Annotated in this window: 19 protein-coding genes and 1 pseudogene; 6 read left to right on the forward strand and 14 right to left on the reverse strand. The window is 70.8% G+C overall.

Translation table 11 applies throughout. The features are described 5' to 3' along the window. Window positions 1-75 precede the first annotated feature (75 nt). Complete coding sequence (locus tag ACKTSN_RS32740; protein WP_409472412.1) at window positions 76-2124, forward strand: bifunctional glycosyltransferase 87/phosphatase PAP2 family protein; 2049 nt, start codon at window positions 76-78, stop codon at window positions 2122-2124. Between the two features lie 5 nt (window positions 2125-2129). On the opposite strand, the gene ACKTSN_RS32745 is transcribed toward ACKTSN_RS32740, so the two are convergent. The 3 genes from ACKTSN_RS32745 to ACKTSN_RS32755 form a co-directional block, all read right to left on the reverse strand. Further along, window positions 2130-6674, reverse strand: coding sequence for a caspase, EACC1-associated type (locus ACKTSN_RS32745; RefSeq protein ID WP_409472413.1), 4545 nt, complete (start codon window positions 6672-6674; stop codon window positions 2130-2132). Further along, window positions 6671-7036, reverse strand: coding sequence for an effector-associated constant component EACC1 (locus ACKTSN_RS32750; protein WP_129800824.1), 366 nt, complete (start codon window positions 7034-7036; stop codon window positions 6671-6673). The genes ACKTSN_RS32745 and ACKTSN_RS32750 overlap by 4 nt, the downstream gene beginning before the upstream one ends. 86 nt (window positions 7037-7122) lie before the next feature. Continuing rightward, a complete protein-coding gene (locus ACKTSN_RS32755; protein ID WP_409472414.1) occupies window positions 7123-7539 on the reverse strand; it encodes an ATP-binding protein in 417 nt (138 codons plus the stop codon). Window positions 7540-7631: 92 nt separating this feature from the next. On the opposite strand from ACKTSN_RS32755, the gene ACKTSN_RS32760 reads away from it, so the two are divergent. Together ACKTSN_RS32760 and ACKTSN_RS32765 are read left to right on the forward strand one after the other, a co-directional pair. Further along, a complete protein-coding gene (locus ACKTSN_RS32760; RefSeq protein WP_409472415.1) occupies window positions 7632-8480 on the forward strand; it encodes a helix-turn-helix domain-containing protein in 849 nt (282 codons plus the stop codon). Next, window positions 8440-8721, forward strand: coding sequence for a DUF397 domain-containing protein (locus tag ACKTSN_RS32765; RefSeq protein WP_409472416.1), 282 nt, complete (start codon window positions 8440-8442; stop codon window positions 8719-8721). The genes ACKTSN_RS32760 and ACKTSN_RS32765 overlap by 41 nt, the downstream gene beginning before the upstream one ends. On the opposite strand, the gene ACKTSN_RS32770 is transcribed toward ACKTSN_RS32765, so the two are convergent. Continuing rightward, window positions 8705-9874, reverse strand: coding sequence for a steroid 3-ketoacyl-CoA thiolase (locus ACKTSN_RS32770; RefSeq protein ID WP_409472417.1), 1170 nt, complete (start codon window positions 9872-9874; stop codon window positions 8705-8707). The genes ACKTSN_RS32765 and ACKTSN_RS32770 overlap by 17 nt on opposite strands. Before the next feature lie 247 nt (window positions 9875-10121). On the opposite strand from ACKTSN_RS32770, the gene ACKTSN_RS32775 reads away from it, so the two are divergent. Then, on the forward strand, window positions 10122-11357 hold the full coding sequence (locus tag ACKTSN_RS32775; RefSeq protein WP_409472418.1) for a cytochrome P450: 1236 nt from the start codon (window positions 10122-10124) through the stop codon (window positions 11355-11357). A 194-nt stretch (window positions 11358-11551) separates the two neighbouring features. On the opposite strand, the gene ACKTSN_RS32780 is transcribed toward ACKTSN_RS32775, so the two are convergent. The 9 genes and pseudogenes from ACKTSN_RS32780 to ACKTSN_RS32820 all read right to left on the reverse strand — a co-directional run bounded on the left by ACKTSN_RS32780 (window position 11552) and on the right by ACKTSN_RS32820 (window position 20041). Continuing rightward, window positions 11552-11779: a helix-turn-helix domain-containing protein gene (locus ACKTSN_RS32780; protein ID WP_409472419.1), complete on the reverse strand. Its 228-nt coding sequence runs from the start codon at window positions 11777-11779 to the stop codon at window positions 11552-11554. 92 nt (window positions 11780-11871) lie between these two features. Beyond that, a pseudogene (locus tag ACKTSN_RS32785) lies at window positions 11872-12247 on the reverse strand (type II toxin-antitoxin system RelE/ParE family toxin). Further along, window positions 12223-12636, reverse strand: coding sequence for a transglycosylase SLT domain-containing protein (locus tag ACKTSN_RS32790; protein WP_409472420.1), 414 nt, complete (start codon window positions 12634-12636; stop codon window positions 12223-12225). The pseudogene ACKTSN_RS32785 and the gene ACKTSN_RS32790 overlap by 25 nt, the downstream one beginning before the upstream one ends. Window positions 12637-12973: 337 nt before the next feature. Next, a complete protein-coding gene (locus tag ACKTSN_RS32795) occupies window positions 12974-13813 on the reverse strand; it encodes an ECF transporter S component (RefSeq protein WP_409472421.1) in 840 nt (279 codons plus the stop codon). Continuing rightward, entirely contained in the window at window positions 13810-15537 is a 1728-nt protein-coding gene (locus tag ACKTSN_RS32800; RefSeq protein ID WP_409472422.1) for an ABC transporter ATP-binding protein, read from the reverse strand. Before ACKTSN_RS32800 ends, ACKTSN_RS32795 begins: the two co-directional genes overlap by 4 nt. Further along, a complete protein-coding gene (locus tag ACKTSN_RS32805) occupies window positions 15534-16613 on the reverse strand; it encodes a CbiQ family ECF transporter T component (RefSeq protein ID WP_409472423.1) in 1080 nt (359 codons plus the stop codon). Before ACKTSN_RS32805 ends, ACKTSN_RS32800 begins: the two co-directional genes overlap by 4 nt. A gap of 145 nt (window positions 16614-16758) precedes the next feature. Continuing rightward, window positions 16759-17406, reverse strand: a complete 648-nt coding sequence (locus ACKTSN_RS32810) for an SCO2322 family protein (protein WP_409472424.1) — start codon at window positions 17404-17406, stop codon at window positions 16759-16761. Then, window positions 17403-18653: a prenyltransferase/squalene oxidase repeat-containing protein gene (locus ACKTSN_RS32815; protein WP_409472425.1), complete on the reverse strand. Its 1251-nt coding sequence runs from the start codon at window positions 18651-18653 to the stop codon at window positions 17403-17405. Before ACKTSN_RS32815 ends, ACKTSN_RS32810 begins: the two co-directional genes overlap by 4 nt. Window positions 18654-18979: 326 nt before the next feature. Next, window positions 18980-20041, reverse strand: coding sequence for an MBL fold metallo-hydrolase (locus tag ACKTSN_RS32820; RefSeq protein ID WP_409472426.1), 1062 nt, complete (start codon window positions 20039-20041; stop codon window positions 18980-18982). 189 nt (window positions 20042-20230) lie between these two features. Between ACKTSN_RS32820 and ACKTSN_RS32825 the strand changes: the two genes are divergently transcribed. Further along, complete coding sequence (locus ACKTSN_RS32825) at window positions 20231-21688, forward strand: aldehyde dehydrogenase (protein WP_409472427.1); 1458 nt, start codon at window positions 20231-20233, stop codon at window positions 21686-21688. Window positions 21689-21691: 3 nt separating this feature from the next. After that, entirely contained in the window at window positions 21692-21925 is a 234-nt protein-coding gene (locus ACKTSN_RS32830) for a ferredoxin (RefSeq protein ID WP_129800813.1), read from the forward strand. Window positions 21926-22187: 262 nt separating this feature from the next. On the opposite strand, the gene ACKTSN_RS32835 is transcribed toward ACKTSN_RS32830, so the two are convergent. Continuing rightward, complete coding sequence (locus ACKTSN_RS32835; RefSeq protein WP_409472428.1) at window positions 22188-22829, reverse strand: TetR family transcriptional regulator; 642 nt, start codon at window positions 22827-22829, stop codon at window positions 22188-22190. Window positions 22830-22946 lie beyond the last annotated feature (117 nt).

Here is a 22946-nt window from a genome sequence, read left to right on the forward strand (position 1 = left end):
GCGAGCCTCATGAGGATCGCAAAGGGACCCATGTGCGGGACACGTGGGACGAACGGGGCGGGAGGGCCGCGAGGCGTGGCGAATGCGGAGCACACCGGGAGACCGGGGGGAGCCTTCGGGGCGGCGGCCGCCGACACGGCCGGGGCACGGCAGCGCGCGGCGCGGCTGGGGCTGTGGCTGGTCGTCGCGATCCTCGCCGTACGACAGATGGCCGTCATCCTCAGCACACCCAGGGGCGAGCGGCTGACGGACCTGGAGACCTGGGTCGGCCCGGACGGCGTGCTGCACGTGGAGGGCTCGCTGTACGACTCCACGCGCTTCACCGGCACCCCCTTCGGCGGCCTCGTCCTCAAGCCCCTCACCCGCTCCGCCGAGCAGGCGCTCGGCTGGGGCTGGACCTTCGGCACGCTGCTGCTCGTCGTCGTGCTCGGACTGTTCGCCGCGCGCGCCCTGCCGCAGCCGGTGAGCCGCCGCAGCTCGCTGTTCGCCGCGCCCGTCGCGATCTGTCTGCTGATGCTGTCGCTGCCGGTGCGCAACGCCTTCTGGCTCGGCCAGACCAGCATCATCCCCGTCCTGCTCGTCCTGCTCGGCTGCTTCGCCGTACGCGGGGAACGGGCCGGCGGCGCCCTGATCGGTGTCGCCGCCGCCTTCCAGCCGACCGTGCTGCTGTTCGTCCCGCTGCTGTGGTTCACCGGCCGCCGGCACGCCGCCGCCTCCCTCGGCGCGACCTTCGTCGCCTGCACCGCGCTCGCCTGGGCGGCGATGCCGCACGACTCGTACACCTACTGGGTGCACCACATGGCCGGCGTCGGTCTCGGCGGCCGGGCCGACGATCTCGCCAACCAGTCCCTGCACGGCGCCCTGCTCCGCCTGGGCCTGTCCGGCCCGCTGGAGATAGCCGTCTTCCTGGTGCTGGGCGCCGGGATCGCCGCCCTCGGCCTGCGCCGCGCCGTCCGCCACGCCCGCGACGGGCAGCTCCTGCTCGCCGTCGCGATCACGGGCTGCGCGGCGATAGTCGTCTCTCCCACCGCCTGGCAGCACCAGCTCCTCTGGGTCCTCCTCGCGGTCGTCGGCCGGGTCGGCAAACGGGCCTCCGACCGGCTGGTGTGGCCGGTGACCGTGGTCGTGGTCATGACGCTCCCGGCGAAGATGATCCTGCCGAACATGGCCGCCCTCCACTCGCTGCGCGACAACGTCGTCCTGCTCGCGGCGATCGCCGCCGCCACGGTCGTACCGTTCCTGTCGCGTACGTCGCCGTACTACCGCTCCCCGATCCCCACGCAGTACGCGCCGCCGGTCCCGGCCCGCTGGCAGCGCATCCCGCTGCTGCCGTTCCTGCGCCGGGTGCTCGGCCGCCCGAACCTCCTGCTGGAACTGCTCCTCATACGCGTCACCTACGCCGCGTACTCCCAGGTCCGGCTGGCGGCGACGGGCGGCACGATCTCCGGGGGCAGGGAGCGCGCCGAGCACCACGGCGAGCAGATCCTCTCGCTGGAGCGGATCCTGCACCTCGACATCGAACGCTGGGCCAACCACGCGGTCGTCAAGATCGACTGGCTGCGGCAGTTCTTCGACTTCTACTACACGTCCTTCCACTTCGTCGTCCCGCTGACCGTCCTCGGCGTCCTCTACTGGCGCCGCCCGGTCGACTACCGCTGGGGCCGTTCGACCCTGGGCCTGACGACCCTCCTCGCACTCGTCGGCTTCTGGGCCTACCCCCTCGCCCCGCCCCGCCTGATGCCGGACCACGGCATCATCGACACGGTCCACGGCGTCCAGGACTTCTCCCAGCCGGACTACGGCACGCTGACAGCGCTCACCAACCAGTACGCCGCGATGCCGTCACTGCACTTCGGGTGGTCGCTGTGGTGCGGGGTGGTGATCGCGATCGTCGCGCCGAAGGGGTGGATGAAGGCCCTGGGTCTGCTGCACCCCTTCTTCACCCTCTCGGCGATCGTCGCGACCGGCAACCACTGGGTCCTCGACGCGGTGGGCGGGGCGATGGTGGTCGGCGGCGGGTTCGGGCTGGCTTATGTGTTCCAGGGACCGCGGGCGCGTACGACGATCAGGGTGGCCGAGGCCAGCAGCTCGCCGAAGCCGGTGAAGGACCGGACTCCGGGCTGACGTCCTCACCCGGAAGGGCATGACGTGTGGAACGGGACGTCGGGCGCGTACACCTGCCACTCCCAGTCCAGCAGGCCGCCACTCGCGACACGGCAGGCCATGCCGATCGTGTCCGCGGCGATCTCCGGGTAGTCGCCCAGGTCCCACAGGTACGCGATGCCGTCGCTGGAGGTGACCAGGGTCTGTCCGTCCGGGCCGAAGAGCACGTCGTCCACCGTGTCCGGGTGCTCGCCGAGACGGCCCGCCAAGTGCGCTTTCGTGGGGTCGGCGACGCTCCACAACCAGGTGATTCCGTCCTCGCCGGCGGCTGCGACCAGGTTTCCGTCGGGGTTGAAGGCCACGCGATTGAACCCGACCTTCTTCTCGTCCTCACGGCCCACGCTGCTCATGTGTCGAGGGTGGCGGGGGTCGCTGACGTCGAAGAGGACCAGGGCTGCCTCTTCGAAGCCGTACATGGTCGGGTCCGCGATCGCCACGAGGGTGCCGTTCGGGCTGAACGCCGTATCGCCGTTGAGGCCGACCCGCGGATGACGCGGATCGGGCAGCATGACGAAGCCCTTGTCTCCGGCCGAGAGGTCCCACAGGCTGACGCCTCGGGAGACGTCGCCCGGCGATGTCAGCAGACGGCTGCCGTCGGGGCTGAACGAGACGTCGGCGTAGGGGTGGGGCTCGGGGAAGTGAGCGGTCCTGGTCGGTCGGGCAGGGTCCGCGATGTTCCAGAGGCCGAGATCCTCGCCGTGGACCGCGAGGAGCGGCGCGTCGGGCGAGAAGGCCAGGGCTATCCCGTTCCACTTTTCCGTGGTGAACCTGCCGGCGATGCGCGGACGGGTCCGGTCGGACACATCCCACAGCACAACCGTCCCGTTGATGTGGGCGCTCGCCAGCAACGTGCCGTCGGCATTGAGGGCTATGTCGTTGATGACGCTGTAGGTGTCTCGGAGCGTGGCCTTCGCCTTGGGGCGGGTGCGTTCGCTCACGTCCCAAAGGCTGGTCTCGGTCGCTCCGCTGACGGCCAGCGTCTTGCCGTCAGGCGTCAGCGCCATCCGCGTCGAGCCTCCGCCGCCGTCCACCTTTCCTACGACATGGGCCTTTTGAGCGCTCCCCAAGCTCCAGTGGATGACCTCGGACTCGTCCCCGTAGGTACTGACCGAGACCAGGGTGCGGTCGTCAGCCCCGAACCCCAAGGCGTTGATGTCCACGCCCCGGTCGAGCTTCCCGCTCACACTCCTGTGCCCTATCAGGCTGTCCCGCCGTTCAGGGGCACGTGGGTCGGTCAGGTCCCACACGGCGACGACACCATCCTCGCCGGCGGTGGCCAGTCGTCGGCTGTCCCGCGAGAAGGTGAACCCCTGCACTTCGGCGGAGTGGACGGGCCATTCGGCCAGCTCCTCCGGGTCCGTCGGCTCGGTGACATCGATCAGCCTGGCGGATCGGTCATCGATCGTGACCAGGGACTTGCCGTCCGGGCTGAACGCCACGTCACCCTCGGACCCGATCACCTTGTCGCCGCGCCGGGGCCGGCGCGGGTCCGAGACATCCCAGGTGCGCACGCCGCTCGTCACGTAGGCGTTCCCCACGTCGAGGGGTCCGCGGGTCCGGACCATGTCCGCCGAGGTCGCGAGCGTACGGCCGTCGGGGGAGAACGCCACCCGATCCACCTCGTACACGCCCTTGGTAACCGAGAGACGTCGCGGCCGCCGCGGTTCGGAGACGTCCCACAGGACGAGTGCGGCGCCCTCCTCCGCCGCCACGTCCTCGTCCTCGCTCCACCAGCCGGTCGCGGCGAGCCTCGTGCCGTCGGCGTTCAGGGCCAGAGCATCCGGTGAGCCCGGTAGACCGTCGACGTGCAGCGTGTTCAGGCGTCGTGGCTCGGTGCCGGTGTGCAGGCCGGTGAGGTCCCAGAGCGACAGGGTGTCCTCCGTGCAGCGGGCGGCCAGGATCCTGCCGCCCGGGCCGCCGAAGGACACGTCGGCGGCGGAGGAAGGCCGGCAGTTCAGCCGGGCCAGCGGGGTGCGGCGTGCGGACCCGCGGCCCACGTCCCACAGCGTCATACCGTCCTCGGAATCCACCGCGGCCAGCGTCCGTCCGTCGGGGCCGAGCACCGTTGTGGAGACGTGCGTCTTCAGCACCGTGCTGCTCCGGAACGGGCTCTCCCTCAGCGTCTCGGAGATCACCCGCCGGGACTCACCGGTCGGACGCAGCGCATGCGCGGCCAGTCCCAGGTCCAGCGACGTGCGCGGATCGGTCCCGCGCAGGTTCTGCGCCTCGGCCAGCAGCGCCCGGTACGTGGCCAACTCCCGTTGTTTCTGGGCGCTCCTGCGCTGCTCCTGCGCCTTCTCCTCCTGGCGTATCGCCACCACGGCCGACCCGATCGCCACCACCAGGCCGATCACCAGCGCCACGACCGCCGTCTTCAGCACCGTGACCCGCCGCCGCTCGCGTCGGCGCGCACTCTCGGCGGCCTCCTCGCTCGCGGCCAGGAACTCCGACTCCCGCTCCGGCAGCGGACCGTGGCCGCCGGGATCCCGTAGCTCCAGCGCGGCGTGCAGCCGGCTGCCCGTGAGCAGGAACGCGGCGTCCCGGTCGGCGGCGCGCCAGTCGTCGGCGGCGGTGCGCAGCTGTTGCCGCCGCAGCAGCGTGACGGCGTCCTCCTCGATCCAGTCGTGCAGCCGGGGCCAGGCGCGCAGCAGTGCCTCGTGGGCGATCTGCGCGGTGTCCTGGCCCACGGTGATCAGCCTGTCCTCGGCCAGCCGGTCGCGGATCTTCCGCGCGCCGGGAGGAAGGCCGTCCAGCAGAGAGCCGAGCGGGACCGGACGCCGGATCCCCGCCCGGGCCCCGGTGCCGTCCGGAGGCAGGTGCACCATCCGCAGCAGCAGGTCCCGCAGGGCCCCTCGGCCATCGTCGTCCAGCGACTCGTGCAGGGCTTCGCCGGTCTTGGCCACCGACTGCCAGATGCCCCCCGTGACCTGGTATCCGGTGAGGGTGAGCCGAGTACCGCTGCGCTCCCGCCAGGTTTCGCGCAGGGCGTGGGCCAGGAAGGGCAGCGCGCCCGTTTCGTCGTCGCCGAGGCGGCCCTCGTTCAGGTCGTGCAGAAGCCGGTCGGTCAGTCCGCGTTCCAGGCCGAGCCCGACCGCGGCGGCGGGTTCCTCGACGGCGGCGCGCAGGTCCCGCTCCCGCATCGGCGGTACGTTCACCTGGCCGTGTTCGAGGGCGCTCTCCAGTTCCGGGTGGGCCAGGCAACTGCCGTAGTGGTCGGCGCGCAGTCCGAGCACGACCCGGGGGCGGGCGGCGCCGGCGTCGGCCGTCAGCACCGCGACGAACGCGTCGCGTTCCCCGGTGTCCTGGCAGTGGGTGAACAGTTCCTCGAACTGGTCGACGACCAGTAATCGGCACGGCTCGCGGCCGGCCCGCGGCGGCGGGAAGCGGCCTGCCTCCAGTGCCGTGCGTACCTCGTGCGTCTCGCGCCCCGTGGCCTCGGCCCATGCTTCGGACAGCGCGTCCATCGGGTGGGCTCCGGGTGTCGGGAGCAGCAGCGCGGGCCAGAGGTCCTCGCTGCCGTCGGCCGCGTGGCGGCGTTCGAGGCTTGCGAGCAGCCCCGCCCGCAGCAAGGAGGACTTGCCCGCTCCCGAGGCACCGACCACCACGACCGGTTCACCCGGTTCGCTCCCGGGCCGCGCGACAGCCGTCAGCAGCTGTTCCACCAGGTCGTCACGGCCGAAGAAGTGGCCGCTGTCCTCTGCCCGGAACGGTGCCAGGCCCGGGTAGGGGCAGGGCACGTCGGCGGGCGGCTCGACGGCGTCGCCGTCCGGGACTCGGTAGGCGCGGTTGCGGGCGATGACCAGTCCGCCCAGTGTCCCCTCGCTCTGCCGGGCGGGGCGGACGCGCGTGTCGTCGGCGAACTCCCGGTCCAGCGCCGTGTGAAGGCGGTCCGCGGTCAGCCACGGCGGCCCTGCGGGGTCACCTTCGGTGAGCAGGCGCAGCAGTCGCCCGCTGAACAGGGTGTGCCGCTCGCCCTCGGGGGCGAAGGACAGCTCAAAGTTCGAGGCCGAGCTGAGCAGGAAGCTGCCCCGCGGCAGGGCGGATACGAACGGCTGCCGCATGCCGCCGTCCGACCGTGGCACCTTGCCCCGCCCGGAGAAGCAGCAGTCGAGGACGACCAGGCTGCCCCCTCCCACCTCTCCCAGCAGATCGCGCAGGGTCCGGTACGGGACGGCGTGCGCGATGTTCCGGGCGGAGCTGCTGGAGCGAGTGGCCAGGTACAGCTCGTCGCCGGGGCCGAGCAGGCCGTGTCCGACGTAGTAGAGCAGCAGCGGCCCTGCCGCCTGCGCGGCGGCTTCCTCGACTGCGGCCACCACCTCGGCGGGGTCCGCACCGGCCGGGACCCGCGTCACGCGTTCGGGCGCCATGCCGCAGACCTCGTGCAGCGCCTTCTGCAGATCGTCCAGCGTGGCGTCCACGGCGGGCAGGTCGGAGAGCTTCGATCCGGGGACGTGCCTGCCCGTGCCGATCAGCACCGCGCAGGCACCGGAAGTCGCCAGGTGGCCGGTCACGCCGGTGGGTCTTCCTCCGGCGGCCGCGCGAGCCGTTCCGCCAACTCGGCGAGTTCCTGCGGACTGAGGTTGCGGGTCTGTCGAGTCGTGATCTCGATCGTGCTTCCGTCAGAGCGGGTGACGGTGATGGTGTGATTGCTGCGGCGGCTCTGCACCCAGGCGACGGTGGCCCCGGCGAAGACCGCGGCAACTCCACCCGGCTCCAGCAGGGCGATCAGCGCGTCGGTCGCCGGTCCCATGGCGCCGGACCGCGGTGTCGCGGGCTCGTCCCGATGGATCCGGCCGCGCAGCTCCGGCGCGTCCAGCAACCAGCCCCGCAGTTCCTCGGCCCCGTCCGGCCACACCGTGATGACGGTACGCATGTGCCCCCGTGCGCTCGTTGTCTCCCCACCGCGATCCGCGGTTCTTGGCGATGAGAGGCTACCCATCCCAGGGACTGCGTTCCAGATCACCGACCACATTCGAACCACACGGTCTTGCCGCCTCTCGCCCGGCGATCCACCCCCCACTTGTCGACCATCGCGTCCAGCAGGACGAGACCCCGACCGCACTCGGCGTCCGGTGACAACTCGCCAGGCAGTAGCGGGACTTGTGGTGAGCTGTCCGTCACCTCCACCCTCACGCCCTCCGTCTGCCGCAGAACCAGCAGCGTGCAGCGGCGGTTCCGGACGTGGCGTACGACGTTGGCGACCAGCTCCGTCACGGCGAGTTCCACGGCGTCGGCCAGCTCCGGCAGGTCCCACTCCGCCAGGAGCGAGCGGACGATGCGGCGGATGTGGCGCGCCGAGTGCTCGCTGACCGTGAGGCTCATGCGGTACTGGACGGGGCGGGGGGCCAAGTAGGCGGGGGGAATGTGTTCGTTCACGCGACGAGACTGACCTGCCGTCACTACGCTGGGCTACGGAACGGATACAACAGGTCCCGAAGTGGACCGAGTTGCGTGAGAGGGGCCGCTGCGTGACCCACATCAACACCCTCGACCCGGGCGCCTCGCCACTCGACTACTACGGCTTCGAGCTACGGCGGTACCGCGAGGCCGCCGGCCTGACCCAGAAGCAGCTCGGGAGCATCGTCTACTGCACCGGTTCGCTGGTCGGCCAGATCGAGACGGCCCGGAAACTGCCGACGTTGCAGTTCAGCGAGCGGGCGGATATTGCGCTGGGGACGGGTGGGTTACTGTCCCGGTTGCTTGAGCTGGTGATGCGTAGTCAACTTCCGGCCTGGTTTAGGCAGGTGGCGGAGTTGGAGGGGCGGACGGTTGAGATCTGCGCGTTTCACACGAGCCTGGTGCACGGTCTCCTCCAGACCAAGGCGTACGCGCGTGCCGTACTCGGTGCGCTGAACCAGAACGACCTCGATGACCGCACCGCTGTACGGCTGGCTCGTCAGCGCATCTTCGAGAAGGAGAAGCCACCGGTCTTCTGGATGATCCCCGGTGAGGGCGCGCTGTACCAGGAGATTGGCGGTCCGGAGACGATGCACGAGCAACTCGCGCACCTGTTGTCTTTCGAAGACAATCCCGCGATCAATATCCAGGTGTTGCCCTACTCGGCCGGGGCGCACGCGGGACTGCAAGGCTCATTCGACCTCTTCCGCTTCCCAAGCGACCCGACCATCGTCTACACCGAGGGCTACGGCAGCGGGCATCCGACCGCCAACCCGGACACCGTCAAGGACTGCTCGCTCCGTTACGATCATCTTCAAGCCGCCGCGCTCTCCCTCAAGGACTCGGCGGAGTTGATCCGGCGCGTAATGGAGGAACGCTATGGCGAGCAACGCGATTCCGGCGGGGATCGAGTGGCGTAAGTCCAGCTACAGTGGCGACCAAGGTGGATCCTGCGTCGAATGCGCGCCGCTCGGGTCCCTGGCCTGGCGTAAGTCTTCTCGCAGCAGCGACCAGGGCGGCGACTGCGTCGAGATCGCCGAAACCCCCCACACCACCCTCGCCATCCGCGACTCCAAGAATCCGGCGGGACCGATCCTCACCCTCGACCCCGCCGCGTTCACCACGTTCGTCGACTGGACGGCGACTACAGCCGCTGAATGATCGTGCCGGTGGCCAGCCCGCCCCCCGCACACATCGTCACCAGCGCGAACTCCTTGTCCGCCCGCTCCAGTTCATGAAGTGCGGTCGTGATCAGCCGGGCCCCGGTGGCCCCCACCGGGTGCCCGAGCGCGATCGCACCGCCGTTGACGTTGACCTTCTCCAGGTCCTGCTCGAAGACCTGCGCCCAGCTCAACACCACGGACGCGAAGGCCTCGTTGATCTCCACCAGATCAATGTCCTTCAGGGACATCCCGGCCTTCCCCAGCACCGCCTTCGTCGCGTCGATCGGCCCGTCGAGGTGGAAGTGGGGGTCGGCCCCCACCAACGCCTGTGCCGCGATCCGCGCCCTCGGCCTCAGCTTCAGCGCACGCGCCATCCGCTTCGACGCCCACATGATCGCCGCCGCGCCGTCGCTGATCTGCGACGAGTTGCCCGCCGTATGGACGGCCGTCGGCATGATGGGCTTGAGGCCCGCCAGTGCCTCCATGGACGTGTCGCGCAGCCCCTCGTCCTTGTCGACGAGCCGCCACATGCCCTGCCCGGCGCGCTGTTCCTCCTCGGTCGTCGGGACCTGGACGGCGAACGTCTCCCTCTTGAACCGCTCCTCGGCCCAGGCGGTGGCGGCCCGTTCCTGCGAGACCAGGCCGAGGGAGTCGACGTTCTCCCGGGTCAGCCCCCGGTGGCGGGCGATGCGCTCCGCCGCCTCGAACTGATTGGGCAGGTCCACGTTCCACTCGTCGGGGAACGGCTTCCCGGGCCCGTGCTTGGACCCCGACCCCAGCGGCACCCGCGACATCGCCTCGACGCCACAGCTGATCCCCACGTCGATGACGCCCGCCGCGACCATGTTGGCCACCATGTGCGAGGCCTGCTGCGAGGACCCGCACTGACAGTCGACCGTCGTCGCCGCCGTCTCGTACGGCAGCCCCACAGTGAGCCAGGCCGTGCGCGCGGGATTCATGGACTGCTCGCCGGCGTGGGTCACCGTGCCGCCGACGATCTGTTCGACGCAGTCGGCGGGGATGCCGGTGCGGCCGAGGAGTTCGCGGTAGGTCTCGCCCAGGAGGTAGGCGGGGTGGAGGTTGGCGAGCGCGCCGCCGCGCTTGCCGATGGGGGTGCGTACGGCTTCGACGATCACGGGTTCGGCGGCCATGGGGGCGGGTCCTCTCGTCCAGAACCAGGCAGAACCGATCCAGAACCAGTAACTAGTACGTGTTCTAGTTCTGAGTGCAGTCTGCTGACGTGATGTACATCACCGCAAGGGTCTTGCACGCGATTGGGCTCCAATTCGGGGTGCCGTACCCCTTGCGAGTTGTAGAACCCGTTACTACCTTCACGGCGATTCCGTGTTCTGATGCACTGTCAGATCAGCTCGCATCGTCAGATGGCTGGAGCCGCCGATGCCCTGTCCAGCGCTTCCCGAAGGGTTCGACTTCACCGACCCCGATCTGCTGCACCACCGTGTGCCCCTCCCGGAGTTCGCCGAACTGCGCCGCGTCGAACCGGTCCGCTGGATCGCTCAGCCCGCGGGGCTCGCCGGCTTCCAGGACGAGGGTTACTGGGCCGTCACCCGGCACGCCGACGTCAAGTACGTCTCCACCCACCCCGAGCTCTTCTCCTCGTACCTCAACACCGCGATCATCCGCTTCAACGAGCACATCGAGCGCGATGCGATCGACGCCCAGCGGCTGATTCTGCTGAACATGGACCCGCCGGAACACACCCGGGTCCGTCAGATCGTGCAGCGCGGGTTCACACCGCGGGCCATCCGGGCGCTGGAGGAGCGGCTGCGGGCACGGGCGCACTCCATCGTCCAGAACGCCCGGGGGCACTCGGGCCCCTTCGACTTCGTCACCGAGGTGGCCTGCGAACTGCCCCTGCAGGCGATAGCCGAGCTGATCGGCATCCCGCAGGACGACCGGTCGAAGATCTTCGAGTGGTCGAACAAGATGATCGCGTACGACGACCCGGAGTACGCCATCACCGAGGAGGTCGGCGCCGAGTCGGCCACCGAACTCATCGCGTACGCCATGAACATGGCCGCCGACCGCAAGCAGTGCCCGGCGAAGGACATCGTCACCACGCTGGTCGCGGCGGAGGACGAGGGCAACCTGGGCTCGGACGAGTTCGGCTTCTTCGTACTGATGCTGGCCGTGGCGGGCAACGAGACGACCCGCAACGCCATCACGCACGGCATGCACGCCTTCCTCACCCATCCCGACCAGTGGGAGCTGTACAAGAGGGAGCGGCCGGAGACGGCGGCCGAGGAGATCGTGCGCTGGGCGACCCCCGTCGTCTCCTTCCAGCGGACGGCCACGCAGGACACCGAACTCGGCGGCAAGCTGATCCGCAAGGGCGACCGGGTCGGCATCTTCTACTCCTCCGCCAACCACGACCCCGAGGCCTTCACCGACCCCGACACCTTCGACATCACCCGCGACCCGAACCCCCACCTCGGCTTCGGCGGGGGCGGCCCCCACTACTGCCTGGGCAAGTCGCTGGCCGTCCTGGAGATCGAGCTCATCTTCAACGCGATCGCCGACGCGATGCCCGACCTGCGCCTCGCGGGCGACCCGCGCCGACTGCGCTCGGCGTGGATCAACGGGGTGAAGGAGCTCCGGGTCACCGCAGGCTGATGTGCTCGAGGGAGGCAGAAGCAACCCCATCCCTCACGCCCCCGCCTCTGCCTCCCCCGACTTCCGTACCTGAGGCCGGAATCAGTTCTGTCCCGGGCGCCTGACACTGGAGCCACCTGAGGCTGGGGGGAAGCGAGCGCCGAGCGGTGCTGGAAGCATCCAGAGCTGCGGGACGCTGCGCCGTGCGGGTGCGCTCAGCCGACCTTGCGCAGTTCCCCGTCGTCGAAGACCGCCACCATGATGAGGCTGCCGCCCAGCGCCTCGACATACCGCGCCACGACATCCGTCCCGGAGACCTGTCCGCACTCGATCTGGGAGACCCGGCCCTTGGTCACGCCCATGCGTTCCGCCACCTGAGCCTGGGTGAAACCGCGCTCCTGGCGCATGTCGACCAGTCGCCAGGCCCGGGCTTGGGCGAGCATGCGCTGAGTGCCTTCGACGCATGCATCTCGGCCGCCGGACAGTTCCTCTGCCCGCTCCCGATGCCCGCTGGCTGACCACCTGACGTGTCCGTTCACTGCCCCGACTCCCTCTTCCGATCAGCCATGTACTCGGCGTACCGATGCTCGGCCAACGGGATCGCCTCGTCGTACCAGGCGTTCCAGTTGCCCGCCTTGTCCGGCAACGAGCAGGATCGCAGAGCGCCACGGATCGAACATGAAAAGGATGCGCACCTCGCTCCGGCCGGAAGATCCGGGGCGCAGCTCTTTGAGATTGTGCAGGGCTGAGCCCTTGATCCGGTCGACCAGCGGACGCCCCTCGGCGGGGCCCCTAAGAACGAGAACGCACCGGTGAGGACACGACGAAGGCGGCGGCCCCGGGGATCGGGGGCCGCCGCCTCGTTCTTGGGTGCTGCTGGGGCTGATCAGTACCAGCCGTTGGCCTGCCAGAAGCTCCAGGCGCCGGTCGGGCTGCCGTAGCGGGAGTTCATGTAGTCCAGACCCCACTTGATCTGGGTCTTGGCGTTGGTCTTCCAGTCCGCGCCGGCGGCGGCCATCTTCGAGCCCGGCAGGGCCTGGACCAGGCCGTAGGCGCCGGAGGACGGGTTCGTGGCGTCGACGTCCCAGCCGCTCTCGTGCTCGACGATCTTGCTGAACGCGTTGAAGTGCTCGGCAGGGACCATCTGCTTGGCGATCGCCTTGGCCTGGGTGGGAGAAGCAGTGGTCGCAGCCTGGACCGGGGTGGCGGACAGAGCCATTCCAGCGGTGGCGGCGGCGACGGCGACGCCGGTGAGGGCCTTCTTGGGGGCGGCGATGCGGCGGAGGAAGGAGACGGACACGTTGAACCTTTTTCGTCGGGGACGGGGTGGTCGCGGCATGCCGGAACCACGCGGTGCGCGGCGGGGGCATGCATTGGCGCCGCGGCCCTGTGGGCTCGTCGGCGCCGTGCGACGTCATCCAGAGAAGCAGGCCGGGGAGGGGTCCGCAATGACCCCTTTTACTAGTTGTGGTCGCATTTGGGGTGAAGGTCTTTTGTGTGACGTGGCTCTCAATGTGCAGGTCAGAGAGGATTATGGCGTGGGCATGGCATCCGATTTGTCTGACTGGGTGGGTTAGTAGGTGATCTGGGTCATGTGGGGTGCTTCACCCGCTGAGTGACGGTGGGTTCGTGGCCGCTCACGCAGGGGGTGCGTCGAACGTGACCGGCGTCTCGAACGCGGCCCGGCGCGTGGCGCGGCGCAGTGCCTTGAGGACCGCCGGACCGAGGAACACGGTCAGGGCGACGGTGACGACTGCTCGGCCCAGGTCCCAGCCGAGCGAGGTGGCCAGGCAGTAGGCCAGGAAGCGGGCCAGGTTGGCGGGGACCGTCGCGTCCGGGTCGAAGGCCACGTTCGAGGCGAGGGCGCTCATGAAGGGCCAGCCCGCGAGGTTCATGATCGTGCCGTAGGCGAAGGCGGCGAGAAAGCCGTAGGCGGCCAGCAGGAGCAGTTCGGGTCGGCCGCGCAGGCGGTCCGGGCCCGGCAGCAGGCCCGCGCCCATCGTGAACCAGCCCATCGCCAGCATCTGGAACGGCATCCACGGGCCCACCCCACCCGTGAGCAGCGCGGACGCGAACATCGTCACCGCGCCGAGCACAAAACCGAAGCCCGGGCCGAGGACCCGGCCGCTCAGCACCATCAGGAAGAACATCGGCTCGATGCCCGCCGTCCCCGCACCGATCGGCCGCAGCGCCGCACCCGTCGCGGCCAGCACACCGAGCATGGCCACGGCCTTCGGGCCGAGCCCCGACTCGGAGATCGTCGCCGCCACCACCGCGACCAGCAGCACCAACAGGGCCGCGAAGAGCCAGGGAGCGTCCTGTGCGTGCGCCGCGACCTGCGAGGTCGGCGGGGCGAGGAAGGGCCAGAAGAAGGCGGCCCCGCCCACCGCGCTGACCAGGGCGAGGGCGGCGAGGGAGCGGGGGCCGAGACGGACGGCCCGCGCCTGGCGGATGTGGGGGGCGGAGGGTGTGGTCATATCAGTGCCTCGCGGACCTGGGTGACCGTGAGCCATTTCTGCGGCGCCAGGATCTTGGTGACCTGTGGTGCGAAGGAGGGGGAGGAGACGACGACGTCGGCCGTCGGGCCGTCGGCGATCACCTCGCCCTCGGCCAGCAGGACCACCCGGTGGGCGAGCTCGGCGGCCAGTTCGACGTCGTGCGTGGCCAGCACGATGGCGTGCCCGTCGGCAGCCAGCTCGCGCAGCACGGCGACCAGGCGGGCCTTCGCCGCGTAGTCCAGGCCACGGGTCGGCTCGTCCAGGAGGAGCAGCGGAGGGCGGGCGGTCAGTACGACGGCCAGGGCGAGGGTCAGGCGCTGCCCCTCGGAGAGGTCGCGGGGGTGGGTGTCGTCCGTGATGCCGGGAAGGAGGTCCGAGACCAGGGCCCGGCAGGTGCCGGGCGCGGCGCCCGCGTCGGCGTCGGCTGCCGTGCACTCGGCGGCGACGGTGTCGGCGTAGAGGAGGTCCCGTGGTTCCTGCGGTACGAGGCCGACGCGGCGTACGAGATCGGGGGGCGCGGTGCGGTGCGGGGCGGCTCCGCCGACGGTGACCGAACCGGCGGAGGGTTTGACGAGGCCGACCAGGGTGTTGAGCAGCGTGGACTTGCCGGCGCCGTTGCGGCCCATGAGGGCGATGGTCTCGCCGGGGGAGACGGTGAGGTTGATGTGGTGGAGGGCCTGGATCCGGGCGCGGGTTACGGCGAGGGCTTGTACTTCGGCCGCGTAGGGGGAAGTTGGGGTTGCTCGGGTGGTGGGGGTGCGTTTGCGTCGGAACCAGCGGTGGGGGATGGCGCCCAATAGCTCGGGGGGCGTGGATCGTTGGCGGCTGCGGGTTCGTTGTGGTTGGTCGCGCAGTTCCCCGCGCCCTTCAGGGGCGATGCCGTCCCGTTCCTCAAGCCGTTGCCGTAGGTCCGCCGCCCTCCGGCGCGCGTCCCTCACCGTCAGGGGAAGCGGGGTCCAGCCCGCCAGGCGGCCCAGGGCCACGACCGGGGGGTACACCGGGGACACGGCCATCACCTCTGCCGGGGTACCGAGGATCGGGGCCGCGCCCGGGGACGGGAGCAGGACGACCTGGTCGGCGTAGTGGATGACGCGTTCCAAGCGGTGTTCGGCCATGAGGACGGTCGTGCCGAGGTCGTGGACGAGGCGTTGGAGGACCGCGAGGACTTCTTCGGCCGCGGCCGGGTCGAGAGCCGACGTCGGTTCGTCGAGGACCAGCACCTTGGGGTGCGGGGTGAGGACCGAGCCGATCGCGACACGCTGCTGCTGGCCGCCGGAGAGGGTGGCGATCGGGCGGTCCCGCAGGTCGGCGAGGCCCAGCAGGTCCAGGGTCTCCTCGACGCGGCGGCGCATGACGTCCGGGGCGAGGCCCAACGACTCCATGCCGTAGGCGAGTTCGTCCTCGACGGTGTCCGTCACGAAGTGGGACAGCGGATCCTGGCCGACGGTGCCGACGACGTCGGCGAGTTCACGCGGCTTGTGCGTACGGGTGTCCCGGCCGGCCACGGTGACCCTGCCCCGCAGGGTGCCGCCGGTGAAGTGCGGGACGAGCCCGCTCACCGCGCCGAGAACGGTGGACTTACCGACCCCCGACGGGCCGACGAGCAGGACGAGTTCGCCCTCCGGGACCTCGAAGTCGACGCCCCGGACGGTGGGTTCGGCCGCCCCGTCGTACGTCACGGAGACATCCTCGAAGCGGATCATGAGGGCTCCTTGGGGACGGGAGCGGCGGGGTCGGCGGGAGGAGGCGTGATGAACGCCGGGAGCAGACCGAGGAGTACGGCCGCCGCCGGCCACACGGGCAGCGTCGGGGAGACCAGGGGGACCACGCCCGGGTGCATCGCCGCCGGGTCCGAGGCGGCGGCGAACGCGAGCAGTACGGCGACGGCGGCGCCGGACGCGGCGACCAGGCCGGCGCGCAGGTCCCACCTGTCGGGGCGGTAGCGGGTGCGCAGGGAACGACGGCCGCCGAGCCACAACCCGGCCAGTGCGGCGGCGAGTCCGGCGAGCAGCACGGGCAGACCGTACGTGCCGCCCTCCGCCGTCAGCAGTCCGTACGTTCCCGCGCACACGCCGACCAGGCCGGTCAGGGTGAGCGCGGCCGTCGTACGGCGGACGGCGACCGGGACCTGGGCGGTACGGCCGTAGCCGCGGGCGTCCATCGCGGCGGCGAGAGCGACGGAGCGTTCGAGGGCGCCCTCCAGGACGGGCAGTCCCACCTGCAGCAGGCCGCGTACGCCTCGGTCCGGGCGGCCGCGCAGCCGGCGGGCGGCGCGCAGGCGCTGGGCGTCGGCGATGAGGTTCGGTGCGAAGGTCAGGGCGACGACCACCGCGACGCCGGTCTCGTACAGGGCGCCGGGGAGGGACTTGAGCAGGCGGGAGGGACTGGCGAGGGCGTTCGCTGCGCCGACACAGATGAGGAGTGTGGCCAGCCTCAGGCCGTCGTACAGGGCGAAGACCAGGGTCTCGGCGGTCACCCTGCCGCCCAGGCGGATGCCTTGTGCCCAGTGGGGGAGGGGGACTTCGGGGAGGGTGAGGAGGGTGTGCGTGCCGGGGATGGGGGAGCCGAGGGCTACGGCGAAGACCAGGCGGATGAGGAGGACGGCCAGGGCTAGTTTGAGGAACGCGCCGTAGGAGCGGGACCAGGGGGTGTTCGGGCGGCGGGTGATCACGACGTGGGCGGAGACCGTGATGAGGAGGGTGAGGAGGAGGGGGTTGGTGGTTCGGGTGGCTGCGGTGCCTAGGGCTAGGGACCAGAGCCACCAGGCGCCGGGGTGCACCGTTGCTTGGTGCGTTGCCCGGGGGTGGTGCGGGCGGGTGGGTTGCGCAGCCCGGCGTTGCGGGGTGCCGCTGCGCCCACCCGTGCCGCCCCAGCGGCACGACTGCCCGCAGCCGCGGTGGCACGACTGCCCGCAGCTGCGGCGGTCAGCCATTCCGGCGCCGCCGTGCCTGCCAGCCCGTCGCTGCGCCCAGTGCTGCTATCGCGGCGATTGCTGCCAGTACGCCGACCGACGGGCCCTCCGACTCGTCCGTGCCCTTGTCCTTCTTCTCTGATGCCGTCTGCTTCTCCTCCGTCTTCACCTGCTCCCCGCACCCCGTCTCCGGATAGCCCGCGATCGCGCACAGCAGGGCGTTGGTGTCGTAGCGCAGGGGCTTGGCGATGGTGGCCAGGGCCTCGGCTGTTGTCGCGTCGGAGGCGACAGCCGCGCAGGCCGTGCGGGTGGGCGGTGGGGTTTCGCCGGACGGGGCGTCCGTGGGCGTACCGAAGTCGATGACGAGAGCAACGCGCTTCCTGCCCTCCTGCGCGGGCGTCTTCGCGCAGATGGTCGCGAAGTCGGCCGTGTCGCGGGGCCGGGCGGAGTCCTTGGAGTCCTCGCTGACGGAGAAGCGGAAGCCCTGGACGTCGCCGTCGGCGGGGCGGGCGGTGGACGGGCCCTGGGTGGCGTACGTCCACTGGTCGCCGGCGCGGTCCCAGAAGGACCAGTAGCGGTACCCGACCGCCTGGGCCTGACCCGCGCTGCCCGCCAGGGCGAACAGGCACGTGGCCAGGAGGAGTGCGGTACGGCGTATCACGGCTGCTGCCCCTTGTTGCGGCCGCTGATCAGGAAGCCGATGCCGATACCGGCCACGAGACCGACGCCGATGATCCACCAGACGCTGACCCCGTCGTCGGAGGCGGAGTCGGAGTCGGACTCCGAGTCGGCCTTTTCGGCGGCGTCGGCGGTCTTCTCGGCCGACTGCGGCGCGGGGCCCGTCGCGCCCAGGCGCTGGACGAGGTCGGTGCCGCCGAAGTCGTACGGGTCGCTGCCCGTGGCGTGGGCGGCGAAGATCAGCTGGGCGTAGGCGGAGGGGCCGCTCTGCTCGGCCCAGGCGGGGCCGTTCTTCTCCAGCCACTTCAGGGGCTTCGCGGCCTGTTCGGCGCCGCCCTGCGCGGCGAGGGCGACGACGGCGTCGGCGGTGTTGCCGTAGTCGGGCTGGTCCTCGGAGCCGGCGAGGGCGGACTTCAGGTGGCCGTCCTTCTCGGTGGCCTGGGCGAGATGGGCGGCACCGCCCGCGGCGGCCTGCGGCGGGGTGAGGTCGCCGTCGGCGCAGGAGGAGCCGGTGGGCGCCTGGTCGGCGGCCCGGGTGGCCATGCCCTTGCCGAGGGCGCCGAGCACTCCGGCCGCCGTCGCATCGGCGTTGGCTGCGAGCTGGCCCTTCTTGCCGGGCTGGTAGGCGAAGGCACCGCCGCCGTCCTCGTCGCAGGGGACGGTCAGTTCGAGCAGGGCGTCGTAGGGGGACTTGCCGCTCTTGACGACGTCCTTCGGCTGCTCGCCGGCCGCGGTGAGGGCGCCGATGACGAGGGACGTGGAGTTCGTGTCGCTGGGTCCGCCCGCGGTGTAGCCCCAGCCGCCGTCCTTGTTCTGCGCGGACTTCAGCCAGGTGATGGCCTTGCCGGTGGCGGCGTCGTGCCCGCCGAGCGCGGCGAGGGCCTGTACGGCGGCGGCCGTCATGTTGGTGTCGACCGGGGTCTTGGCGTCGCAGGGCTTGGCGGGGTCGGCGCGGAAGGGTGCGAAGGCGCCGTTCGCACACTGCTGTCCGGCGAGCCACTCCACGGCCTTGGCCGCGGGCTCGACCCCCACGGTGTCCTGGGCGAGCAGGGCGAGCGACTGGCGCCAGACGCCGTCGAAGCTCGGGTCCGTACTGCCGTACAGACCGGACGGGATCGCCACGGACGGCGAGGCGGACGGGGACGGGTCGGCGGCCTGGGCGACCGGGGTCGCGGCGACGCCGATCACGGCGGTGGCGGCCAGGACCGCTGCGCTGCGGCGGACGTTCATGATCGGCGGGTGCCTCTCCCTGCGGGGAGCCGGGAGGCAGCACGGGACATCCCGGGCGGCTCGGCTCCGTATACCTCGACGGTGCCGCACACCGGCCGGTTGCCGGTGCACGTGAGCCGGTCACGTTCTGTCCGGGGCAGTCCGGCTCACCGAAGCCCTGCCGGGCCCGGCTCACGGTTGCGGGTCAGCGCCGGATTTTCACCGGCTTCCCCCCGTACGGGTGTGATGACGACCGAGTCACTCTACCGGGCGGCGGGGAAGGGGCTGAGGGGCGCCTGTGCCCTCGACGCGCGGGGCAACCGACGATGAGTACGACGGCCCGGGGCTCACACGGCCACGTACGCCACCGGCTCACTCCCCGGCACCGCCTCCGCCCGCCCCAGCTTCACCAGGCGGCGCAGATGGGCCTCCGCCTCCGAGACCGCGATGTTTCTCGACCCGTACGGGATCTGCTCCCATGCGCGGTTCCACTCCATGCGCTCGGCGAGCTGCCAGGGAGTGAGCGGGGCGGTCAGGAGGTTCAGCAGGCCGGTGAGTCGCTCCTCGTGGTGGGTGAGCAGCTCCCGTACGCGGGACGGTGCGTCGGCGAACGCGTGCTGGTGGGCCGGGAGGACCTCCGCGGGGGCGAGGCGGCCGACGCGTTCGAGCGAGTCGAGGTAGTCGCCGAGGGGGTCGGTCACCTCCCCCACGCTCGGCTTCGCTCGCGTGGGGGCACCCCCATCGTCGTCCGGGTCCTCGTACAGGCCGATGTGCGGGGTGATCCCGGGCAGCAGGTGGTCGCCGGAGAACAGGCGGCCGTGGCCCGGAAGGTGGGCGGGGTGCTGCTCCTCCAAGTGCAGGCAGACGTGGCCCGGTGTGTGGCCGGGCGTCCAGATCGCGCGCAGGCGGCGGCCGGGGAGGTCGAGGAGTTCGCCGGGGACGATCTCCCGGTCGGGGAGGGAGGGGCAGAGGCCGGGCAGGGTGCGCGGGCGTGCGCTGCGCAGGGGGGCCACGTGCTCCTCGGGCGCACCGGCCGCGGTGAGTTTGGCTGTCATGTAGGCGAACCAGTGGCCTGGCTGGGTCTCGCGGGTGCGGCGGACGATCGCGGTGTCTGCCGCGTGCATCGCGATCCAGGCGCCGGACGTCTCCCGGACCCGGCCCGACAGACCGTGGTGGTCGGGGTGGTGGTGGGTGATGACCACCCCGTGGATCTCGTCCGGCGAGGTGCCGCACATGGTCAGCCCCTCGGTGAGGGTGTCCCAGGACGCCGGGTCGTCCCAGCCCGTGTCGATCAGTACCGGACCGCGGTCGGTGTCGACGACGTACACGAGCGTGTGGCCCAGGGGATTGTCCGGGATGGGGACCCGGATGGACCGGACGCCTCCGCCGTGGTCGCTGACCTGTGTCATGGGCTCCCCTGTCGCCGCGTTCTCGCCACTATAACTAGAACGGGTTTCGATGGGAGCCCAAGTCACCTTCCTGTGTGGACCCTTCCGGCCTGCGGGCCTGACCGGCCTGTGGACTCCTCCGGGTGGAACTGGTATCAGTTCCGATATCTGATGGATCGTCAGAGTCACGCTCCGGGGAGGCAGTCGGCCATGACCGAGCTCGTGGAACACGGACAGCTGTTCATCGGCGGGGAGTTGACCGACCCCCTGGGCAAGGACGTCATCGAGGTGATCTCGCCGCACACGGAAGAGGTCATCGGGCGGGTGCCGCACGCGTCGCCCGCCGATGTCGACCGGGCGGTCGCCGCGGCCCGCCGGGCGTTCGACGAGGGGCCCTGGCCCCGGCTGTCGCTGGAGGAGCGGATCGAGGTCGTCGGGCGGATCAAGGACGGGATCGCCGCCCGCCACGAGGAGATCGCCCGCGTGATCTCCTCCGAGAACGGATCGCCGTACTCCTGGAGCGTCCTCGCGCAGGCGCTCGGCGCGATGATGGTCTGGGATGCGGCGATCATGGTCGCCCGGGACTACACGTACGAGGAGACGCGCGACGGCGTCCTCGGGCGGATCCTCGTGCGGCGCGAGCCCGTCGGGGTCGTCGCGGCCGTCGTCCCCTGGAACGTCCCGCAGTTCGTCGCCGCCGCCAAGCTCGCGCCCGCGCTGCTCACCGGCTGCACGGTGGTGCTGAAGCCGTCCCCCGAGTCACCCCTCGACGCCTACCTCCTCGGCGAGATCGCGAAGGAGGCCGGGCTGCCCGATGGCGTGCTGTCGATACTGCCGGCGGACCGCGAGGTCAGCGAGTACCTCGTCGGGCACCCGGGCGTCGACAAGGTCTCCTTCACCGGCTCGGTGGCCGCGGGGAAGCGGGTGATGGAGGTGGCCGCCCGCAACCTCACCCGCGTGACACTGGAGCTCGGCGGAAAGTCGGCGGCCGTCGTGCTGCCGGACGCGGACGTCGGGACGGCCGTCGCGGGCATCGTCCCGGCGGCCTGGATGAACAACGGGCAGGCCTGCGTCGCCCAGACGCGCATCCTGCTGCCCCGCTCGCGCTACGACGAGTTCGCGGACGCCTTCGCGAGCGCCGCGAGCGCACTGGTCGTCGGCGACCCGCTGGACCCGGCCACACAGGTGGGCCCGCTGGTCGCCCGGCGGCAGCAGCGGCGCAACCTCGACTACATCCGCATCGGCCAGGAGGAGGGCGCGAAGATCCTCACCGGCGGCGGCCGGCCGGCGGGCCTCGAGCGCGGCTGGTACGTGGAACCCACCCTCTTCGGCGACGTCGACAACTCGATGCGGATCGCCCGTGAGGAGATCTTCGGCCCGGTGATCTGCCTGCTCCCGTACGACGACGAGGCCGACGCCGTGAAGATCGCGAACGACTCCGACTACGGACTGTCCGGCAGCGTCTGGACGGCCGACGTCGAGCACGGCATCGACATCGCGCGCCGGGTCCGTACCGGCACCTATTCGGTCAACACCTTCAGCCTCGACATGCTCGGCCCGTTCGGCGGCTACAAGAACTCGGGCCTGGGCCGGGAGTTCGGTCCGGAGGGGTACGGCGAGTATCTGGAGCACAAGATGATCCATCTGCCGGCCGGCTGGGAGGCGTAGATCATGGGCGACCGCTGGCAGGTCGAGGTGGACCGCGCCCTGTGCATCGGCTCCGCCCAGTGCCTCCACCACGCCCCCGGCTCCTTCCGCCTCGACGCGGGCCGCCAGTCCCACCCCGTCGAACCGGAGACCGACGCCAACGAGAAGGTCCTGGCAGCGGCGGAGGGCTGCCCGGTGGAAGCGATCATGATCACGCTGCTGGGGAGCGGGGAGCCGGTGTTTCCACCGGAGGGATGAAAAAGTTCCCTTCGGGGGGTTCCGTCTGGCTCTGGGCGTTGTATTCTGGTATTGGCCTACGGGACGAGTGAGGGAGTTCGACCGGAGTAGCCGACTGTGGCGAGATGCTTCGGCATCCGCCGTGGCCGACGTCGACGGTCGGGCTGAGAGGCCGGAAGGCAGTAGTTGGGCTGGAAGGCGACCCCTATTACCTGATCCGGGTAATACCGGCGAAGGGAACCCGTCTCGTAGGTCCTTCGTGTGTCTGCGGTCCTTCGTGTGCCTACGCCCTGGAGTCCGGGTCCGTCAGGTCGATCAGGCGGCACACCGTCTCGATGTCGATCTTCACCTGGGCGATCGAGGCGCGGCCCGAGAGCCAGGTGATCAGCGCCGAGTGCCAGGTGTGCTCGATGACGCGAACGGCGGAGAGCTGCGCCGGGGTCGGGTCGGCCAGGCCCATGGCGTCCAGGATGATCGCCGTCGTCTGGCGGGAGACCTGGTCCACCTCGGGGCTCACGCTGCGGTCCGCGAAGGTCAGCGCACGGACCATCGCATCCGCCAGATGCGGCTCGCGCTGCAGGGCGCGAAAGGCCCGCATCAGTGTCTCCGCGACCCGCTCGGCCGCCGTCTCGCCCGACGGCGGCTTCTTGCGCAGCGTGCCGTGCATGTGCTCCAGCTGATCCTGCATCGTGGCGACCAGCAGATGCACCTTCGACGGGAAGTAGCGGTACAGCGTGCCAAGCGCCACCTGCGAGGACTCCGCGACCTCGCGCATCTGCACCGCATCGAAACCGCCCCGGCTGGCCAGCTGTGCGCTCGCCCGCAGGATGCGGCGCCGACGCGCCTCCTGCCGCTCGGTGAGGGGCGGGGTCGCCGGTGCGGCGGACCGCGCGCTCCTGGCTTCCACCTTGGCTTCCGCAGGCATGGATCCCGTTTCCGTGACAGTCCGTGAGGGCGTGCAATCAGTCAGCATGGCAGGCTCGGCCGGATCGCGCCCGTCGTGGCGTGAATCACCTGATCCACCACTCACAGCGGCCCTACC

The organism is Streptomyces flavusporus (assembly GCF_046267975.1).
Taxonomy (GTDB): Bacteria; Actinomycetota; Actinomycetes; order Streptomycetales; family Streptomycetaceae; genus Streptomyces; species Streptomyces flavusporus.

Excerpts from the sequence above, each read along its gene's own strand:
- ACKTSN_RS32800 (WP_409472422.1), bottom strand. The coding sequence starts at position 15,537 with ATGATCCGCTTCGAGGATGTCTCCGTGACGTACGACGGGGCGGCCGAA.
- ACKTSN_RS32820 (WP_409472426.1), bottom strand. The coding sequence starts at position 20,041 with ATGACACAGGTCAGCGACCACGGCGGAGGCGTCCGGTCCATCCGGGTC.
- ACKTSN_RS32750 (WP_129800824.1), bottom strand. The coding sequence starts at position 7,036 with ATGCGTACCGTCATCACGGTGTGGCCGGACGGGGCCGAGGAACTGCGG.
- ACKTSN_RS32825 (WP_409472427.1), top strand. The coding sequence starts at position 20,231 with ATGACCGAGCTCGTGGAACACGGACAGCTGTTCATCGGCGGGGAGTTG.
- ACKTSN_RS32815 (WP_409472425.1), bottom strand. The coding sequence starts at position 18,653 with ATGAACGTCCGCCGCAGCGCAGCGGTCCTGGCCGCCACCGCCGTGATC.
- ACKTSN_RS32780 (WP_409472419.1), bottom strand. The coding sequence starts at position 11,779 with ATGCTCGCCCAAGCCCGGGCCTGGCGACTGGTCGACATGCGCCAGGAG.
- ACKTSN_RS32795 (WP_409472421.1), bottom strand. The coding sequence starts at position 13,813 with ATGACCACACCCTCCGCCCCCCACATCCGCCAGGCGCGGGCCGTCCGT.
- ACKTSN_RS32830 (WP_129800813.1), top strand. The coding sequence starts at position 21,692 with ATGGGCGACCGCTGGCAGGTCGAGGTGGACCGCGCCCTGTGCATCGGC.
- ACKTSN_RS32775 (WP_409472418.1), top strand. The coding sequence starts at position 10,122 with ATGCCCTGTCCAGCGCTTCCCGAAGGGTTCGACTTCACCGACCCCGAT.
- ACKTSN_RS32765 (WP_409472416.1), top strand. The coding sequence starts at position 8,440 with ATGGCGAGCAACGCGATTCCGGCGGGGATCGAGTGGCGTAAGTCCAGC.
- ACKTSN_RS32835 (WP_409472428.1), bottom strand. The coding sequence starts at position 22,829 with ATGCCTGCGGAAGCCAAGGTGGAAGCCAGGAGCGCGCGGTCCGCCGCA.
- ACKTSN_RS32770 (WP_409472417.1), bottom strand. The coding sequence starts at position 9,874 with ATGGCCGCCGAACCCGTGATCGTCGAAGCCGTACGCACCCCCATCGGC.